This window comes from Cupriavidus sp. WKF15, from assembly GCF_029278605.1.
Lineage (GTDB): Bacteria > Pseudomonadota > Gammaproteobacteria > Burkholderiales > Burkholderiaceae > Cupriavidus.
In genome coordinates this window covers 1518337-1537329 of the sequence record NZ_CP119573.1, presented here as the reverse complement: position 1 = coordinate 1537329, position 18993 = coordinate 1518337, and the positions used below count along the sequence as shown (strand labels likewise).

Here is an 18993-nt window from a genome sequence, read left to right as displayed (position 1 = left end):
GCGCTCCCGGATTCCAGCCGACGCCCGGCACGGGCGGGACCGGCGGTGGCGCGGGCGGGACTGGCGGAGCAGGGGCCGGGTCCGGAATGTAGTAGGCGGACGATGCCTCGATTGAATACCGGCCGAATGAACCGGCGCATTTCAGCAGTGGAGAACAGCCATGTCATATCGCTTAGCCAGTTGGGCAGCAGGCGCCGCAGTGGCGCTGGGCGCATGTGCGACGCTGCAACCGGTCCAGACCGCGCAGAAAATGGCAGGTAGCCCCGAAAGCTCCGTGCGTGCGACCTTCGGCGAGCCCACCGAGGTCTACAAGCTCGCCGATGGCACCACGCGCTGGATCTATTCGCATCAGCCCCTGGGATACGAGGTCTACGCCGCCGATTTCGATGTCAACGGAAAACTCGTGAACTTCCGCCAGATGTTGACCGAGCAAACGATCTACGAGGCCAGGCCAGGGGTATGGACCAAGCGCGACGTGGCCGAGCGCTTCGGCCTGCCGCGCGAGCCCGTCCAGTACTACCCGCTAATGAAGCGCGAGGCATGGTCGTACCGGCTCTACGCAAGCGGCTACCAGCCGGCCCACTTCAGCGTCTACTTCGACGACCAGGGCGTGCTGGATCGCACGATGATCATTGTGGACTCGTATGGCGGCGACCGGCGGCGCCGGTGAGCTTGCGCAAGCTCGTCACCTGGCGGTTGCCTGAGCCTACCGGGCGCCTGGAACGCCTGGTGCCGTGCCACACCCATGCCAGCCCCGCCAGGCAAAGCCGCCACGGGCTGGCACCCACCCTGTCCTCCTAATCCCTCAGTCGTCCCAAGGGAATCGACGTTCCCGGCAGCGATGGCTCGAAGAAATGCCGCGTGCTCTTGTGCGGAAGAAGCCCGCCGCAAGCCACGGTTCGCAGGATGCAACCGGCATCGAATGGCTTCCCCGAGTTCCAGTCGCGCACGCAAACGCGCGGATCGCCATAGCACAGCTGGATGCATGGCAAGCGCTTGAGCCCAAGGCGCATGGCGGCACGCAAGCGGTGATTTCCGTCCATCACGATGCCGTGCGATGCCTCCACCGGGATGGGCGCCAGCCAGCAACCGTCGCTGGCGATCAGCTCGGTGAGCATCCATACCCCCTCCAGGTCGACCTGCTCTGACTGCCGGAAAAAGGATACCGGCTGCAGGGTGACGACATAGCTGCCGGCTTCCGGCATCGACACGGGCATCTGCGAGATCTCGTTCATGGTGTCTGCGAATGGTTGGTATCTGGCCATGCCAGCGGCATCTCCAGTCGCCAGCAAGTTTCAAGCAGATCAAAATGTCCTCACAATCTACTTGATAACGCTTCTCATTTGCAATAGTCTCTTTACTCCACTTCGGCTCTGCCGACCAACCCGTCCCATGCGAACCGATCCTTGCAGATCGCGCGGCAGGGACACCTGAGGAAGCTTGAACCATGCCGGTCTCCGGTCAGACTGCCGCAGCAATCCGCAGCAACATCATCAGAAGACCACGCCTGCCGTCGCCAGCCACCCCCTGTCCGGCTCTGCCGTCGGCACGTGCGCTGGCACCATCGCTGGCGGTAGCCGGCCTGCTGGCGTTGGCCAACATCGATCCCGTGCTGGCTCAGGATGCCGGCAACGCTCCTGCGCAGACGCTGCCGGAGGTCCGGGTAACGGCCGACGCTTCGCCGGAAGACCTGCCGGCGCCGTATGCGGGCGGCCAGGTCGCGCGTGGTGCGCGCCTCGGCGTGCTAGGCAACACCAGCATCATGAAGGCGCCATTCAACGTCAGCAGCTACACCGCGCAGATGATCCAGGACCAGCAGTCGCCGACCGTGGCCGACGCGGTCAACAAGGACCCATCGGTGCGTTTCACCGGCTTGCCCGGCGGCAATATCGACAACTTCTACATCCGCGGCTTCCCTGTCGGCGAAGGCAACACCGGCGAAATCGCCTTCGACGGCCTGTACGGCGTGGCGCCGAACTACCGCGTCTTCACCGACTATGTGGAACGCGTGGAAGTCATCAAGGGTCCGGCCGCCATGCTGTATGGCATGTCCCCCAACAGCGGCGTCGGCGGCGTGATCAACATCGTGCCCAAGCGCGCGCACGAGGACCTGGCTTCCGTGACGGCCAGCTACGCATCGGACACGCAGTTGGGTGGACACGTAGACGTGAGCCGCCGCTTCGGCGAGTCGCGCGAATGGGGCGTGCGCTTCAACGGCAGCTACTACCAGGGCGACACGCCCATGGACAACCAGTCTCGCCAGGCCGCCATCGGCGCATTGTCCCTGGACTATCAGGGCAAGCGGCTGCGCGCTTCGCTGGACGTGATCGGCCAGCAGGAAAAGCTCGATGCGCCGGGCCGCGCCTTCATCATGGGGCCCGGGCTGCAGTCCATCCCCGGGGCACCGGACGGCAGGCGCAATGTCACGCAGCCGTGGGAGTGGACGCGCGGCACCGACGAATCGCTGCTGTTCCGCACGGAATACGACATCACCGACCAGCTCACCGTCTTCGCCGATGCCGGCGGCGGCTGGACGCAGCTTTCGCGGCTGTTCGGCACCACGCCGCAGATCCTCAACGCGCAGGGCGATACGCTGAGCACGCCCACCTACTACAAGTTCAAGGTCGATCGCGCCACGTACGATGCCGGCCTGCGCGGCCGCTTCCACACCGGCCCCGTGCGCCATGCCGTGACTTTCCAGGCTAGCGCCTACGCCGACAGCCTGGACCGCGCCAACACCACCGGCACGCCAGTGGCATCGAACCTCTACAACCCGGTGGGGCGGCCGGCCCAGGACCTGCCCGCGCCGGCCAGCGTGCCCAGGGTCTCTGACAACGACCAGACCGGCTTCTCGCTGGCCGACACCCTATCCGCCCTGGACGACCGCGTGCTGCTGACGCTGGGCGTGCGCCAGCAACGCATCCGCTCGCGCAACTTCAGTCCGGCAGGCGCGGTGACCTCGTCCTACGACGAAAGCGCCACCACGCCGATGGCTGGCCTGGTGGTGCAGCCGTGGAAGCGAGTGTCCTTCTACGCCAACTACATCCAGGGCCTGAGCAAGGGCGATGTGGCGCCGCCAACCGCCAGCAATTCGGGCCAGGTGTTCGCGCCGTACAAGACCCGGCAGTATGAGGTCGGCACCAAGGTGGATCTCGGGCGCTTTACCGCCACGCTCGCCGCGTTCCAGATCACCAAGCCGAGCGGCCAGCTGACCGGCAACGTGTTCTCGATCAACGGCGAACAACGCAATCGCGGCCTGGAGCTGAACCTCTTTGGCGAGGCCGCGCCCGGCGTGCGGCTGCTTGGCGGCGTGGCGCTGATCGACGGCGAGATTACCGAGTCCGGCACGCCGGCGGCGGTTGGCAAGACCGCCATCGGCGTGCCAAGGGTGCAGGCCAACCTGGGCGCGGAATGGGACCTGCCGTGGGTGGCGGGCCTGACCGTGACCGGCGCCATGATCTACACGGACCGGCAATACGTGAACCAGCTCAACACGGCCAGCCTGCCGTCGTGGACCAAGTTCGACGTGGGGGCCCGCTACCGCACGCGCATCGCCGGCAAGGCCACCACCTTGCGCGCCAACATCCTCAATGTGTTCGACCGGGACTACTGGTCGGGCGTCACCTCCTGGGGCGGCTTCTCGCAGGCCGCCCCGCGCACGGTGCTGCTGTCCGCCACGGTCGAGTTCTGAGACGGCCCCCACTGAATCGCTGATCACCAACGCCCCCGCCGGAACCAGACCATGTGGATCGACCATGAATCCGTACCCACCGTGCCGGAAACATACCGGACCCACCCGCCCACGCAATTGCCGCCATTCTGGGACCCGGTGATCGCGCGGATGCTCCGCACCTCGCCGCAGTCGCTGGTGGCGGCCGTGGAGCGATATGGTTCTCCGCTGAACGTGATCTGGCCACACGCTCTGCACAACAACGTCGGGGCGCTGCGTGCCGTGCTGGCGGCGCATGGCGTGCGAAGCGATATCTTCTACGGCGCCAAGGTCAACAAGTCGCAGGCACTGGTAAAGGCAGCGGTGATGGCAGGCGCGGGCATCGATGTGTCCAGCCACTATGAACTGCGCGATGCCCTTCGCGCCAGCGCAGACCCGCTGCGCCTGTGTGCCACCGGACCCGCAAAGACGGCGGCATTCCACGACCAGTTGCTTGCGCGCGGCGCGCTGGTCTCGGTGGACTCCATCGAGGAGCTGGATGACCTGCAGGCCTGTCTGCGGCAGCAGCCGCCTGGCCGGCGCGCGCGCGTGCTGCTGCGCTACCGTCCGTCCTCGGCCCGCGCCAGCCGCTTTGGCATGGATGCGGATACCGTGGCACAGTGCCTGCGCAGCGTTGCCGCTGCGACCGACCGGCTGGCTATCGAAGGCTTTCACTTCCATCTGGGCGGCTACGCCTGGGAAGCCAGGGCGCAGGCGTTCCGCGAATTGCTCCCCTTCGTGGATGCCGCAGCCTCCATGGGGTTGCCCCTCAAGATGATCGACATCGGTGGCGGCCTGCCGGTGCGCTATGTGGATCCCGAGGTCTGCGCCGAATTCCTGCGGTCGCAGCGGCCGGAACACTACCGCAATGGCACCGTGCCGCCTTCGTTCTATCCGTATGGCGGGGATCTCGATGCCGCCACCTGGCTGGATCTTTTTCTCAACGCACCGTGCGTGGCAGACCAGACGATTGCGGCGTGGCTGCGCAAGCGCGCCATCACGCTGGCGCTCGAGCCCGGCCGCAGCCTTGCGGACCAGGCAGGCATCACCGTATTCCGCGTCACGCGCAGCAAGGCACTCGGCAATGGCCATCATGTCGTGTTCGTGGAAGGCAGCAGCTTCAGTGCCTGCGAGACCTGGTTTGCCTCCGAGTTCCTGTCCGATCCTGCCGTAGTCAGCGCCGGCGCGCTGCCGGCGCAAGGCACCCCGCCCACGCAGGCCTATATCGCCGGCCACAGCTGCCTGGACGAAGACGTGCTGACCAACCGCCTGCTGACTTTCGCCGCCTTGCCCCGCCCCGGCGACCTGCTGGTGTACGCCAACACCGCCGGCTACCAGATGGATCTGCTGGAAAACGAGTTCCACCGCCATCCCATGCCACGGCGCGTGGTTGCGCAGTGCAATGAAGCGGGCCACGTGTGCTTCTCCCTCGACCAATGAACCGGAGTGTCTCGATGATCCTGAGGAAAGTGTCTGACCTGATCGGCAACACGCCCATGCTGGGCATCCCCGTCCCTGAAAAAGATTCGGTGCTGTTGCTGAAGGTGGAAAAAAACAATCCCGGCGGCAGCATGAAGGACCGCATGGCCCGCAACATGGTGCTGGCGGCGCTGAAGTCCGGCCGGCTCCGGCCGAACGGCGTGATCGTCGAGTCTTCGTCCGGCAACACGGGCATCGGCCTGGCGCTGGCCGCCATCGAGTTCGGCCTGCGCTTCATTGCCGTGGTGGATCACCATGCCGCCCAGGACAAGATCGCGGTAATGCGTGCGCTGGGCGCGGAGATCCGCTACGTGCGGGGCGATTTCGAAGAGAACGAGGTGGCTGTGGTGGAACGTCAGCGCCTGGCTGCGGAGATCGCCGCGCAGGTCCCGGGCGCAGTGTTCATGAACCAGTCGGACAATGCAGCCAATGCGGGCGGCTACCTGGAGTTCGTTCGCGAAACCTTCGCCCAGGCCGGGGTTGTCAATGCCTTTGTCGGCTGCGTCGGCACCGGGGGCTCGATGACCGGCATCGCGCGCGGCGTGAAGCAGTTCAACCCCGCGGCGGTAACCATTGCTGTCGAGCCGTCCGGCTCCATCGTGTTCGGCATGCCGGGCCACCCCTACTACCAGTCCGGCACGGGCACGCCGCAGGGCGACACGGTTGGCCTGGTGCTCGACTACAGCTGCATCGACATGGGCGTGCAGGTAACCGACTCGCAGGCCTTCGAGACCGCGCGCTACCTGGCTCGCCAGACCGGCCTGCTGGTGGGCGGCTCTACCGGCGGTGCCATCTACAAGGCACTGGAAGCCATTCATGACGACCAGGTCCGCGGCAACGTGGTGGTGCCCGTCGCCGACGGCGGCGAAAAGTACTTGCACACGGTCTTCGATGAAGACTGGCTGCGCGCGCGCAACCTGCTCGACGCGCAAGTCTGGCGGCGCCTTGACGCCTGGCTCGGCAAGGCCTGCAACCACGAGGCAGCCCCGAACGTCCTGCGCCTGAACGCCGCATGAGCGCGCCACCGCTGAACGTGACGGTCTGCGGCGGCGGCCGCACCGGACACCTGAATGCGATCCTGTTCGCGCAACTGCCGGGCGTGCGCGTGAAGCTCCTGACGGGCAATCGTCGCGTCGCCGCGCGCCACGGGCAGGAAGACGCAGTGCTGACCGCCTTCCTGCCGGACGGCGGGACGCTCGGCGCCCGTGCCGACATGGTGACTGACGATGCCGTCCTCGCCTTGCATGATGCCGATGTGGTCGTCATCACCGTGCCCGCCCACGTCCGTCATGCGCTGTTGCGACAGATCGCACCACACCTGCCAATGGAAAAGCCCGTCTACGTGGGTGCCATCCCGGGCTTCTGCGGATTCGACTGGCTGGCCGAGATGGAACTCGCGCAACGGCCGAACGCGGTGATCTGGGGCATGAAGGACGTGCCACATACTGCATTCGCACTGGACCCCGGGGTCAGCGTGCGCATGGGTGGCGCCAAGCAACAGCTCTATGCCGGCTGCCATGCGCGCGAGCGGCAGTCGGCACGGCAAGCCCTGCTGGCCCACCTGAGCCGGCTCTATGAAGCACCCGTGGGCCTGCTCGACAGCTACCTGGAGATCACCCTGACCCCCGGCAATCCGATCATGCACAGCGCCGTGATCTACGGACTGATCGGCCCTTACGGACAGTGGCATGACAGGCCCCTGCCCGCGCCTCTCTGCTGGTGGACCGACTGCCCCGAACTGGGTGCGTACTTCCTGGCCCGCGCCGACGAGGAAAGCCAGCGGCTATGCCATGCGGTCACGCGCCAGCTCGGCGTCGACCTGTCTTCGGTCAAGCCGCTCAGGCAGGAAATCGTCGAAGCCTACGGCGAGCAGATCCGTGACCCGTCGACCATGCTGTCGGTGCTGCGCACCAACCAGGCCTACGCGGATATCGAAGCCCCGCTGGTGCCGGCCGACGGTGGCGGGTACCTGATGGACAAGTCCTGCCGCGCCTTCCAGGAGGATGTGGCCTACGGACTGGCGACACTGGTGGAAATGGGCAGGCGGCTGGGCGTTGACACCCCCCACCTGCGCGAGATCTTCGACTGGAACGTCACCTACATGGAGAGCCTGCGCGCCTCCGCGCTCGACTACTTTCCCGAACACTGGCCACGGTAAACCACCATGCTGAATCAACAATCCGCAAGCCCTCTCCCGAACGATTCCACGCCGGCAGGCATGCCCGACCTGGGCTTTTCGCGGCGCAATGCGTTGCGCCGCCTGGTCCGCTGCCTGTTTGCCGAGGGCATCCTCGACAAGACCCGGCTAGTGCTGGCCCCACATGGACGCCATGCATGGTTCCCATTGTGGAAGCAGCAGGCCATCGTATTCTTCGATGACCTCGAGGCAGCGCCCGCCGATACCTTCATCAACCGCGGCAATATCACGCTGCTGCGCGCCGACGGCACGCGTGCGCCACTGGATACACACGAGGCGCTGATCGACGTGCTGCGCGAAAGCTTTGATGTCGAGCCTGGCGATGACGGTATCGATGGCCTGAAGGCTGACATGCTCAACAGCCTGCGCAACGACGCCAATGTCCGCGCGCACCGGCAAGGCTGGGCCGAGGCGCTGCGGCGCGACATGGCCGCGGCGGATGCAGCGCGGCTGACCGACTACTTGCGCCAGCAGTTCAGCACGCGTGATGCCGCCATGCTGCTGGACCAGTGGGGCGCGCTGGAAGGCCACCCCTACTATCCGACCTGGAAGGCCAAGCCCGGGCTCGGCGACGACGAAGTGCTGGCGCTCTCGCCGGAGTGCCAGGCCCGGGTTCCGGTTCGCATTGCCGCGCTGCGCGCCGACATGGCCTATGTGGAGCGCATGCCCCACGTCGAGGACAGCCAGACATGGTTTGCGAGGCAGTTCCCTTCGTTGTGGCGGGACTGGAAGGCAAGGCTGAATGCACGCGGCCTGCGGGAGTCGGACTGGCTGCCCATGCCGATTCACGGCTGGCACCTGGAAGCCCATGTGACATCTGCCTACGCGAAGGAAATTGCCGATGGCATCCTGATCGTGGACGGGCCAGACCTGCCGACGCTGCCGACCATGTCCTTCCGCACCGTGCTGCCGGCCACGCCGGATGCCGCCCCCTTCATCAAGCTGCCCGTGGCGCTGTGGATGACCAGCGAACAGCGCAGCCTGCAGGCGAAGTCGATCCACATGGGGCCGCGCATCAGCACGCTGATCCAGCGCATCCTTGAGACGGAAGGCGGCTTTGGCCGAATGCTGGAGATTTTTCCCGAGGAGGTGGCCTGGCACTATCGGCACGCCGTCACACAGGACGACGCGCCGGGCAAGCACCTGTCCGTGGTATTCCGCGCCAGCGTGCCGGCCTTTGCCCGCGATGACGACTGCCTGCCCGTCACGGTGGCGGCACTGTTCGCGCAACGCCCGGACGGGCGCGGGCCATTGTTCACCGAACTGGTGGAGGCCCGTACCGGCGATGCAACGCCACAGGACACGGCGCAACGCTGGTTCCGCCAGTACGCACGCACCGTGACGCGGCCGGTCATTGCCATCTACCTGCTCTACGGCATTGCGCTGGAAGCGCACCAGCAGAACACGCAAGTCCTGTTTGGCGCCGACGGCATGGCACAGCGCCTGCTGGTGCGCGACTTCGGCGATGGTCGCACCTACGCGCCGCTGCTGGCAGCACGCGGCCTGACGCTGCAGCCCTATACGTGGCCGGGCATCCTGCCCACGGTGTTCGAAGGCGAGATCGAGCCGGTGCGCACGTTCGTGATCGATGCCTGCTTCGTCAGCCACCTGCACGAGCTCGCGCTGGGGCTGACTCACCGCTATGGCTTCACCACACCGCGGCTTTGGGAGATCCTGCGCGAGGAGACCATCGCTGCGTTCGATGCCGTGCGGGCGCGTATCGAGCCGGCATTCTGGGCCGATGAGCGCCGCATCTTCCTTGAAGACCCGTGGCCGACCCGCTCTCTGCTGCGCATGCATATGCTGAAGTACAGCAACTACCGGTTGCAGCACGGGCTGGCCAACCCGTTGCGGCAAGCGGGCGCGGCCTGATGCGCGGCCCCGGCCAGGCGAATCCGGGCGATGCACGGCAGACTGCGCGGCTGGTGCGGCTGCTGTTCGTGCTGCAATGCATCTCCATGGGCGCGATGGAGATGAGCGGCCCGTTCTGGCCCATCCACCTGCGCGCGATGAGCAGCTCCGACGCTGTGTTCGGCTTCGCCGGCATCGCCGTCTATGTCGGCCCGATGCTCGGCATCGTCCTCACCAGTGCCTTCTGGGGCCGCATTGGCGACCGCTACGGCCACAAGCCGATGATGCTGCGCGCGCTGGCCGGGCTGTGCCTGACGCAGCTGGCGCTGGCCTGGGCACAGGATGTATGGACCGTACTCGTGCTGCGCTTCCTGCAAGGCGCCTGCGCCGGCTACATCGCGCCGGCACAGGCCTACGGCGTCAGTATCGAGAACCCGCTGCGGCGCGGGCGGCTGTTCGCCTTCCTGCAGGTCTCCACCAACGTCGGCTCGCTGATGGGTGCGGTGGTGGGCGGGCTGATCCTGGACCTCGCCACCTTCTTCTGGATCAATATCGTCGCCGCGGCGCTTTGCGCGTCCTGCGCGGCGGCCGTCGCCCTGTGCCTGCCGGCCGTGCCGCCGGCAGCGGCGCCCGCCAGCGACGCGAAGGCTACCCGCGCGGCGCGTGGCAAGGACTGGTGCACGCCGCAGGTACTGATGCTGCTCGGTACCATCGGCCTGCTGCAGATGAGCCGGATGATCCCGCAGACGCCCTTCTCGCTATATGTCAGCTCGGTATTCGACGTTCGCAATTGGGTGGTGGGGCTATGCTACGGTTCGCTGGCGCTGGGCTTCATCGTGTCGGCCGCGCCGTGGGCGCGCTACTTCGAAAGACGGCAGCCAGACGACACGCTGCGCCGCATGGGAGTCGTGGTGGCGGCGTGCGCCGCCCTGATGACGTTGGCCGCGTGCACGCGCAGCATCGCGGTATTTGTCGCGGTGTATTTCCTGTGGGGCCTGCTGCTGGGCGCCACCACGCCGGTACTGACCGCCCTGATTTCCCGCACGGCAGGCAATGCGCGACAGGGCCATCTGCTGGGCATGACCCAGAGCGTGTCGCAGATATCGTCGATTGCCGGCATCTCGCTTGGGGGCTGGCTGAGCCAGGCGGCGGGACTGCAGTACACCTATGTCCTGGTCGCTGCCGCCTATCTGATGGCGCTCCTGCCGATGCTGGTGCTGCAGCGCAGGTGCGGTCCGCTCCTTGCCGGCCGGCCGGTCGACCCGGCATAGGCGTGATGCGCGGTTATTTCGCTGACGGACTCGCTCATTTTGGCCCACCCGCGCCGAAACGATACACAACCAGATGATCCGTGCCGGATTCCGCCGCCCAGGCCTCGCCCAGACGACCGAGCATCTGACGCACATTGGCGTCCGGTCGCGGACTGGCGAAGGTCTCGAACCTGCCGGTCTGCGGGTCGAAGCGCAGGACGGCGTTCTTGCCCCAGTCGCTCAGCCATACCTTGTCCTGCTCATCCACGTATATCGCGTAGGCATGAGGACTCCCTCCCGGCAGGGTCCATTCCCGCCAGCGGCCGGTGCGGGGATCATAGGCCGCCAGCTTGCCGGCGGTCCATTCGCTGACCCAGAGCACCCCCTTCGAGTCCGACCAGATGCGGCGTGGCCCCGACCTTGCCGCGGGAGGCGCAATGACATGCGCGGCACCGGAGGCCGCATCGATGCGGGCAATGTAATCACCGGCCAGCGAAGCAAAATAGATATCGCCACCCGGCGTCACGGCAATGCCGTATGGTCCTCGCCCGTGGGGCGCGTCGAACATGCGCATGCGCCCGCTGGCCGGATCGAGTTCGCCATAGACGCCGTTCTGTCCGGTGAACCAGAGGTGTCCCCGCGTATCGAACACGGCGGTATTCAGGTTGGCATTGGCCTGCCCGGACGGGAGTGGGAAACGCTTCGCCTCATGCGTCGCGGGGTCGACCCGCAGGATGGCATTCTGGCCGCCGTCCGTGACCCACGCGGCGCCATCCGGCCCGACGATCACGCCATGCGGCGCAGCGCCCGGACCGAGCGGTACCCTGGTGGTTTTGCCCGTTGCCGGATCCAGCCGCCCGAGTTCGCCGACGGACTGGGCCGTGTACCACACCGTGCCGTCGGGCGCGGCCGCGACATCGTGGGGATGCGACCCCGCCGGGACCGGGTAGCTTTGGATGCGCGGCGGCATCGTGCCCTGGGCACAGACTACGGAGGCAGCGGCCGCCATGACGCCGGCAGCCAGTACCGCCCCGAGCAAAGGCAGGCGCATCACGGTCTCCTCGTCAGTCGATAAAGACGTAATCGGCCCGGTAAGGCATGCGATTCTCGATGCCTTCCTGACTGCACGCCTGCGGCAATGCCACGCCACCTTGCGTATTGAGTCGCTGGACATAGCGTGCGGTCGAAAGCAGGCCGGGGGCGCCGGTGCTGGTCGCTTGCAGCAGCAACAGCGGAATGCTGTCCGCCTCGCGCGCGTTGGCCGCCTGCCGCAGGACCTTGCCTGTCACCTTGCTGCCATCGGTCGCTTCCCAGGTCGGCCCGGCGTAATGCTTGCCGGCGGGCTTGCCATACGCATCGTACAAATTGGCCTCGGGTGCCCTGAACGTCCACACCAGCCGGCCGCCCTGGTCACGCTTGCATTGATAGACCTGCACGCCGGTCGCGCGCAGTGTTGCAATGACGCGGCCCGCGTCGGCGGGCTGCAGCTCGGGCGGTGGCGCGTCGCGGCCTGTTGCACAGGAAGCCAGCAGGCACGCAACAACGAGCATGGAGATGGCCAATGGGTGTGCGGCCCGTGCATTCACCGACATGATTGCCTCCTTGTCCGAACCTGCGCGGGAGCGCCGGCCCCGCTTCGATCCAAGCATAGGCCAAGGACGGCCAGACGGTTGCAGCGAGCAGGGTGCCGGCTCCCCCGCGCGTGCAGGTTCCCGCGCCGGAGTGGCGAATCTCTCACAGCCTCTGCCTGACGCAACGCGGCCACGGCACCACTGTTCCGTTTTGCCACAGTTGCGCCAGTGCGGAACAACTGCGCCACCACACTGGCACAGCCGGCGCCGCAGCATCGGCGCCTGAAAGACCCGAAACCCCGATTCCACGCCAGTCTCGCTGCCGGTCCCGGTCTCCGGCACACCTCTTGCGATGTCTGCCAGGCGCGCGGCGCACCGCCGTGCCGACCAACGACTTCACAAGACGGAGCGAGACATGAACATGGCCGAGATTGCCCAGCTGGGCGTCAGCAACCCCTACAAGCAGCAATACGAGAACTACATCGGCGGCGCCTGGGTGCCGCCGGCGGGCGGTGAATATTTCGAGGCCATCACGCCGATCACCGGCAAGCCGTTCACGCGCGTGCCGCGTTCGAAGCAGGAAGACGTCGATGGCGCGCTCGACGCCGCGCATGCCGCGAAGGCGGCCTGGGGCCGCACCTCGACCACCGAACGCGCCAATATCCTGAACCGGATTGCCGACCGCATCGAAGCCAACCTGGCGTTGCTGGCCGTGGCCGAAACCATCGACAACGGCAAGCCGGTGCGCGAGACCATGGCCGCGGACCTGCCGCTCGCCGTCGACCACTTCCGCTACTTTGCCGGCTGCATCCGCGCGCAGGAAGGCGGCATCTCCGAGATCGACGCCGAGACCATCGCCTACCACTTCCATGAGCCGCTTGGCGTGGTCGGGCAGATCATTCCCTGGAACTTCCCGCTGCTGATGGCCACCTGGAAGCTCGCGCCGGCCCTCGCCGCGGGCAACTGCGTGGTGCTCAAGCCCGCCGAACAGACGCCCGCGTCCATCCTCGTGCTGATGGAGGTGATCGGCGACCTGCTGCCGCCGGGCGTCATCAACGTCATCAACGGCTTTGGCCTGGAAGCGGGCAAGCCGCTGGCCTCGAGCCCGCGCATCAGCAAGGTCGCCTTCACCGGCGAGACCACCACGGGCCGGCTGATCATGCAGTACGCCTCGCAGAACCTGATCCCGGTCACGCTGGAGCTGGGCGGCAAGTCGCCCAACATCTTCTTCGAAGACGTGCTGGCCGCTGACGACGCCTACTTCGACAAGGCGCTGGAAGGCTTTGCCATGTTCGCGCTGAACCAGGGCGAGGTCTGCACGTGCCCGTCGCGCGCGCTGATCCAGGAATCGATCTACGACCGCTTCATGGAACGCGCGCTCAAGCGCGTGGCAGCGATCCGCCAGGGCCATCCGCTCGACAAGGGCACCATGATTGGCGCGCAGGCATCGGCCGAGCAGCTCGAGAAGATCCTGTCGTACATCGACCTGGGCCGCAAGGAAGGCGCGCAATGCCTGGCCGGCGGCGAGCGCAACCAGTTCGACGGCGACCTGGCGGGCGGCTACTACGTGAAGCCGACCGTGTTCAAGGGCCACAACAAGATGCGCATCTTCCAGGAGGAAATCTTCGGCCCGGTGGTGTCGGTCACCACCTTCAAGGATGAAGAGGAAGCGCTGGCCATTGCCAACGACACGCTCTATGGTCTGGGCGCGGGCGTATGGACGCGCGATGGCGCACGCGCGTTCCGCATGGGCCGCGGCATCCAGGCCGGCCGCGTGTGGACCAACTGCTACCACGCCTATCCGGCGCATGCCGCATTCGGGGGATACAAGCAGTCCGGCATTGGCCGCGAGAACCATCGCATGATGCTCGACCACTACCAGCAGACCAAGAACCTGCTGGTCAGCTACAGCCCGAACGCCCTCGGCTTCTTCTGACGATGCTCAAGGCATCGCGCTTTGCTGGTGAATTTACAGCCCCGTGCCGCGAAGCGCGTGCCATGATCGTAGCGGTGCCCCCTCCCCGGGCACCGCATCCAACCAGGAGTCGATATGCCAGCGATGATGAAAGCTGCGGTGGTGCGCGCATTCGGCGCGCCGCTCACGATCGATGAAGTACCCGTGCCGCAACCGGGCCCGGGCCAGGTCCAGGTAAAGATCGAGGCCTCCGGCGTCTGCCACACCGACCTGCACGCCGCCGACGGCGACTGGCCGGTCAAACCTACGCTGCCCTTTATTCCCGGCCATGAAGGCGTCGGCTACGTATCTGCCGTGGGCAGCGGCGTCAGCCGCGTGAAGGAAGGCGACCGCGTCGGCATTCCGTGGTTGTACAGCGCCTGCGGCTACTGCGAGCACTGCCTGCAGGGCTGGGAAACCTTGTGCGAAAAGCAGCAGAACACCGGCTATTCCGTCAACGGCGGCTATGGCGAGTATGTCGTGGCCGATCCCAACTACGTGGGCCTGCTGCCCGACAAGGTGGGCTTCGTCGAGATCGCGCCGATCCTGTGCGCCGGCGTCACCGTGTACAAGGGCCTCAAGGTCACCGACACGCGTCCCGGCCAGTGGGTGGTGATCTCGGGCATCGGCGGCCTGGGCCATGTGGCGGTGCAGTATGCCAGGGCCATGGGCCTGCGCGTGGCCGCGGTCGATATCGACGATACCAAGCTCGAGCTGGCCCGCAGGCTGGGCGCGGAGGTGGCGGTCAACGCGCGCGACACGGACCCGGCCGCGTGGCTGCAGAAGGAAATCGGCGGCGCGCATGGCGTGCTGGTCACGGCGGTCTCGCCCAAGGCATTCTCGCAGGCGATCGGCATGGTGCGGCGTGGCGGCACCATCGCGCTCAACGGGTTGCCTCCCGGCGATTTCGGCACGCCGATCTTTGACGTGGTGCTCAAGGGCATCACCATCCGGGGCTCGATTGTCGGCACGCGCAGCGACCTGCAGGAATCGCTCGATTTCGCCGCGCACGGCGACGTGAAGGCCACGGTCTCGACGGCGAAGCTGGAAGACGTCAACGATGTGCTCAACCGGCTGCGCGAAGGCAGGGTCGAGGGCCGCGTGGTGCTCGACCTGGCGGGCTGAGGCAGCGACCATGCCGCGAGCCCACGCCGACACTGCGGATCCCGTGCCCCGCGTCGTCGCCACCCCGGCCGCGCTGGCGCTGATCGACGCGCTGCGCGCGCGGCATGGTCCGCTGATGTTCCACCAGTCCGGCGGCTGCTGCGACGGCAGCGCGCCGATGTGCTTCGCCGCTGGCGACCTGATCGTCGGCGAAGCCGACGTCCGCCTTGGCGAGATCGGCGGCGCGCCGTTCTACATGACGCGCGCGCAGTTCGAGTACTGGCAGCACACGCGACTGGTGATCGATGTCGTGGCGGGCGCGGGCGGCATGTTCTCGCTGGAAAGCGGGACCGGTCAGCGTTTCCTGACGCGCTCGGAACTGTTCAGCGACGAAGAGGCCGCGCGGCTTGCCATGCAGCCTGCCTTGTAGCGCTGCGCTACGGCGCGCCGCGCAGGCGCCGGTAGATGGTATTGCGCGACACGCCCAGCTCGCGCGCTACCAGGCTGACGTTGCCGCCATGGCGCGCCAGCGCCTGGCGGATCAGGCCGGCCTCCCAGTCGCGCATGCGTCCTTGCGCGGACGGCCGTGGCAACGCAACCGCGTCCGTGGCCGGCACGGGTGCCGCGATCTCGTTGGCAATCTCGTCGTCAATCTCGTTGGCGATCTCGTCGGCGAATTCCTCGGGCAGGTGCTCGCAGCGGATCTCATCCTCGCCCTCCGCCATGATCGCCGCCGTGCGCAGCACGTTGGCCATCTGGCGCAGGTTGCCTGGCCATGCATGCGCGCGCAGGCGCGCCATGACCGCGTCGGACACGCGCTGCGGACACTGCGGCCCGGCTTCGGCCTGCTGCATCGACAGGGTGCGCGCCACCAGCACCTGCAGGTCGCTGCGCTCGCTCAGGGCCGGCAGCGTGACCATGAGCGCGTTGATGCGGTAGTAGAGGTCTTCGCGGAAGGTGCCTGCCGCGATCATCGCGCGCAGGTCGCGGTGCGTGGCACATACGATGCGGACATCCACCGCGACCGCACGCGAGCCGCCGAGCGGCGTGACCGCGCGTTCCTGCAGCACGCGCATCAGGCGCACCTGCTGCGCCAGCGGCATGTCGCCGATTTCATCCAGGAACAGCGTGCCGCCGTCGGCCTGCGTCACCTTGCCCGTGCTGCCGTGACGGCGCGCGCCGGTAAAGGCGCCGTCCTCGTAGCCGAACAGCTCGGCCTCGATCAGCGATTCCGGGATCGCCGCGCAGTTCACCGCCACGAACGGGCCGCCGCTGCGCGGCGATACCGCATGAATGGCCCGCGCGAGCCACTCCTTGCCGGTCCCGGTGCGGCCGTGCACGAGGATCGGGATATCGCGTCCGCTGACCTTGTGCACGCGGCGCAGGACGGCGGCCACGCGCGCATCGCCGGTGTCGAGCCTCGCCAGCGCAGGCGGCAATGCGGCCGGGGTGTCCGGTGCCGACGCGGAAGGCGCGGGCGCGGCCGACGGCAGGTATTCGATACGGGCGAACACCTGCACGCGGCTCGGCAGCGCCAGGGTCTGCAGGTGCCCTGCGGCCTGGCCGCGCGCCTGCATGGCACGCGCCACCGGCTGCCCGAACAGCCCGCCAAAGCCGCCAGCCATCAGCTGGTCGGGAGGCAGGCCGAACTGGAACAGCGCACTGCGGTTGGCGCCAAGGAAGCTGCCATCCGGCGCGAAGGCCGCCATCCCCTCGAACAGCGTGCCGACGAATTCCGGGCGCGCATGGAAACGCACCAGCACGGCATCGGTGTAGTGGTTGGCGAACAGGTGGTTCTCGATCATCTGCGCGGACATGCGCACGAGCGCCATGGTGTGCTTGTGGAAGCCGCGCTGGTCACCGCTCACGTCAAGCGCGCCCAGGGTCTCGCCGCCGGGCCCGATGATCGGCGTGCACGAGCAGGTGAGCTGGTGGTTGGCACGCAGGAAATGCTCGCCGGCATGGATCACCGTGGGCCGGGCCTCGGCCAGCGCCGTCCCGATGGCATTGGTGCCCTTGCTCAGTTCGGACCACGATTCGCCCGGCGCCAGCGCCACGCGCCGGGCCCGGGCGGCGAACTCGCTGTCACCCAGGCTATGCAGGATCACCCCCGCGCGGTCCGTGAGCAGCACCATGCTGTCGGTATTGGCAATCTGTGCGTGCAGCGTCTCCATGACCGGCAAGGCGTGGCAGTACAGGGCGCGATTGCTGTCAACCAGCGCGTGCAGCGCGCGCGCGCCGAGTGGCTGGTATTCGGGCAGCAGGCGCTCGTCCAGGCCGAATTCCGCCGAGCGGGCGTGCGCGCGTGCGATCAGTCCGGGGCGGTCGCTGTCCGTTGCGCCGGCATCGGCCAGCGATGCGGCATGGGAAAGGGCAAAACGGGCAGCGCCCTGGCTGTCGGCACGAGGCATGGCAACGGGTCTCCGGTAGCGGCACCCGTGCCGTGCAGCCGGGGCCACGCCGTCCCGAGGCTCGCGCATGGCCGGAAGAACCGGCGGCGGCCGCGGCGGCGTTTTGTCCGGCAACCATATCACACGCTGCCCCGGGATTGCGCCTGCCCGGCGCGGCGTTACCGTGCCTCGTCGAGCAGGTCGTTCAGGATTTCGTCGAATGTCGCCTGAGCATCTTCCAACGCCTGCAGCGCAGCGTCGAACGTCTGCAGCGCAAGTTTGGAGGGCTTGCCGCTGCCTTGCGGGGGATATTGGGACTGCAGCGCCGCAAAGGCGACCTGGACCTGGCGGGTCGCGTCGACCACGCGTTGCATGGCCTGCGCCTCTTCGGCGCGCAGTTGTTCGTGCTTCTGTTCACTCATGCCTGGGGCTCCTGCCTGCGCACTGGGGTGGCGCGGCCTTCTGAGCCGTATCGTACAAGAACTGAACCGGCGGGCATGGGAACTCATCCCGACTGGCGCGAAAATCGGTTAGGCTCCACCCAGGGGGCCAAGTCCGCTGTGCTCCCAGAGCGCCACGGATTCCGGACCCAGACATGTCATCCCTCATGCGCCGCGCGCTGGCCGCCACGCTGGTGACCGCGAGCGGCTTTGCCTGCTACTGGACCTACCTCAGCGTCAACCAGGGGCGCCTGCTGTTCGATGCACGCCGCCGCCCTCCGCGGGACCTGCCCGACGGTATCATCAGCTATTCGCACCTGGTGCCGGGCGGTGTACTGCGCGGCTACATCTACCACGCGCCAGGCGACACGGTCCGTGACCTCCTGTTCTACCTGCCAGGCCGTGGCGAAGATGTGCTCGAAACGCTGCAATATGCTTGCTGGCTGCCGCCCGGCATGGGCTTCGCAACCTTCGACTACCGCGGACTCGGACATTCCGACGGCCAGCCCACCGAGGCCGCCGCCGTCGCCGACGCCAGCCAGTTCCTGCTGCACCTGCGCCGCATCTTCCCCGGCACGCGGGCCCATGTCGTGGGCCGCAGCCTGGGCACTGGCGTGGCGATCCAGCTTGCCGACCTGCAGGACTTTGAAAGCCTGCAGCTCATCACGCCCTATGACTCGATGCTGGAACTGGTGCGCCAGCGCTTTCCGCTGGTCCCGCTGCGGCAGCTGATGCGCCACCATTTCGATTCCATTTCACATTGCAAGAAAGTGGTGCAAAGCACCAAGGTGCTGCTGGCCGAGGTCGATGACGTGGTGCCGCATGCCTGCTCGGAACGGCTGGTCGCCGCCTGGCCGGGTCCGGTAACGCTGCAGACCATGCCCGGCACGGATCACTTCACCATTGTCGAGCGGCGGGAAACCTGGCTGGCATTGTGCGAGTTCGCGCGCCAGGTGCAGCACGATCCCCTCCCCGACACCCCGCGCACCCCGCCGCCGGACCACGACGAGTCAGGTGTGCCGCTTCCGCTGGCCCGGTTCCGCTAGAA

General features: G+C 67.1%; 16 protein-coding genes. 11 read left to right on the top strand and 5 right to left on the bottom strand.

Annotation, left to right across the window (positions count from 1 at the left end):
- The first annotated feature begins 160 nt into the window (after positions 1-160).
- Positions 161-670, top strand: coding sequence for a hypothetical protein (locus CupriaWKF_RS24370; RefSeq protein WP_276101020.1), 510 nt, complete (start codon positions 161-163; stop codon positions 668-670).
- A 127-nt stretch (positions 671-797) separates the two neighbouring features.
- Here CupriaWKF_RS24370 and CupriaWKF_RS24365 read toward each other — a convergent pair whose 3' ends face one another.
- Complete coding sequence (locus CupriaWKF_RS24365) at positions 798-1235, bottom strand: transcriptional regulator (protein WP_276101019.1); 438 nt, start codon at positions 1233-1235, stop codon at positions 798-800.
- A gap of 212 nt (positions 1236-1447) precedes the next feature.
- On the opposite strand from CupriaWKF_RS24365, the gene CupriaWKF_RS24360 reads away from it, so the two are divergent.
- Genes CupriaWKF_RS24360 through CupriaWKF_RS24335 form a run of 6 tightly spaced genes read left to right on the top strand, consistent with a single transcriptional unit; the run spans position 1448 to position 10507 of the window.
- Entirely contained in the window at positions 1448-3691 is a 2244-nt protein-coding gene (locus tag CupriaWKF_RS24360; protein WP_276101018.1) for a TonB-dependent siderophore receptor, read from the top strand.
- A 51-nt stretch (positions 3692-3742) separates the two neighbouring features.
- Positions 3743-5149 carry a Y4yA family PLP-dependent enzyme gene (locus CupriaWKF_RS24355; RefSeq protein ID WP_276101017.1) on the top strand — a complete coding sequence of 469 codons (1407 nt, stop codon included), beginning with the start codon at positions 3743-3745 and terminating at the stop codon, positions 5147-5149.
- Between the two features lie 14 nt (positions 5150-5163).
- A complete protein-coding gene (locus tag CupriaWKF_RS24350; RefSeq protein WP_276101016.1) occupies positions 5164-6204 on the top strand; it encodes a cysteine synthase family protein in 1041 nt (346 codons plus the stop codon).
- Entirely contained in the window at positions 6201-7346 is a 1146-nt protein-coding gene (locus CupriaWKF_RS24345) for an NAD/NADP-dependent octopine/nopaline dehydrogenase family protein (protein ID WP_276101015.1), read from the top strand. Before CupriaWKF_RS24350 ends, CupriaWKF_RS24345 begins: the two co-directional genes overlap by 4 nt.
- A 6-nt stretch (positions 7347-7352) precedes the next feature.
- Entirely contained in the window at positions 7353-9257 is a 1905-nt protein-coding gene (locus tag CupriaWKF_RS24340) for an IucA/IucC family protein (protein ID WP_276101014.1), read from the top strand.
- Positions 9257-10507: an MFS transporter gene (locus CupriaWKF_RS24335; RefSeq protein WP_276101013.1), complete on the top strand. Its 1251-nt coding sequence runs from the start codon at positions 9257-9259 to the stop codon at positions 10505-10507. The genes CupriaWKF_RS24340 and CupriaWKF_RS24335 overlap by 1 nt, the downstream gene beginning before the upstream one ends.
- A 34-nt stretch (positions 10508-10541) precedes the next feature.
- Here CupriaWKF_RS24335 and CupriaWKF_RS24330 read toward each other — a convergent pair whose 3' ends face one another.
- Positions 10542-11495, bottom strand: coding sequence for a lyase (locus CupriaWKF_RS24330; RefSeq protein WP_276103191.1), 954 nt, complete (start codon positions 11493-11495; stop codon positions 10542-10544).
- A gap of 55 nt (positions 11496-11550) precedes the next feature.
- Entirely contained in the window at positions 11551-12078 is a 528-nt protein-coding gene (locus tag CupriaWKF_RS24325; RefSeq protein WP_276101012.1) for a DUF3455 domain-containing protein, read from the bottom strand.
- 394 nt (positions 12079-12472) lie between these two features.
- On the opposite strand from CupriaWKF_RS24325, the gene adh reads away from it, so the two are divergent.
- The 3 genes from adh to CupriaWKF_RS24310 all read left to right on the top strand — a co-directional run bounded on the left by adh (position 12473) and on the right by CupriaWKF_RS24310 (position 15545).
- On the top strand, positions 12473-13993 hold the full coding sequence (adh, locus tag CupriaWKF_RS24320; protein ID WP_276101011.1) for an aldehyde dehydrogenase: 1521 nt from the start codon (positions 12473-12475) through the stop codon (positions 13991-13993).
- A gap of 114 nt (positions 13994-14107) precedes the next feature.
- Complete coding sequence (gene adhP / locus CupriaWKF_RS24315) at positions 14108-15136, top strand: alcohol dehydrogenase AdhP (protein WP_276101010.1); 1029 nt, start codon at positions 14108-14110, stop codon at positions 15134-15136.
- A gap of 10 nt (positions 15137-15146) precedes the next feature.
- Positions 15147-15545 carry a DUF779 domain-containing protein gene (locus CupriaWKF_RS24310; protein ID WP_276101009.1) on the top strand — a complete coding sequence of 133 codons (399 nt, stop codon included), beginning with the start codon at positions 15147-15149 and terminating at the stop codon, positions 15543-15545.
- A 7-nt stretch (positions 15546-15552) separates the two neighbouring features.
- Here the strand turns inward: CupriaWKF_RS24310 and CupriaWKF_RS24305 are convergent, their stop codons facing one another.
- Together CupriaWKF_RS24305 and CupriaWKF_RS24300 are read right to left on the bottom strand one after the other, a co-directional pair.
- Positions 15553-17526, bottom strand: coding sequence for a sigma-54-dependent Fis family transcriptional regulator (locus CupriaWKF_RS24305; protein ID WP_276101008.1), 1974 nt, complete (start codon positions 17524-17526; stop codon positions 15553-15555).
- A gap of 158 nt (positions 17527-17684) precedes the next feature.
- A complete protein-coding gene (locus CupriaWKF_RS24300) occupies positions 17685-17927 on the bottom strand; it encodes a hypothetical protein (RefSeq protein WP_276101007.1) in 243 nt (80 codons plus the stop codon).
- A 173-nt stretch (positions 17928-18100) separates the two neighbouring features.
- On the opposite strand from CupriaWKF_RS24300, the gene CupriaWKF_RS24295 reads away from it, so the two are divergent.
- Positions 18101-18991 carry an alpha/beta hydrolase gene (locus tag CupriaWKF_RS24295; protein ID WP_276101006.1) on the top strand — a complete coding sequence of 297 codons (891 nt, stop codon included), beginning with the start codon at positions 18101-18103 and terminating at the stop codon, positions 18989-18991.
- Positions 18992-18993: the final 2 nt, after the last annotated feature.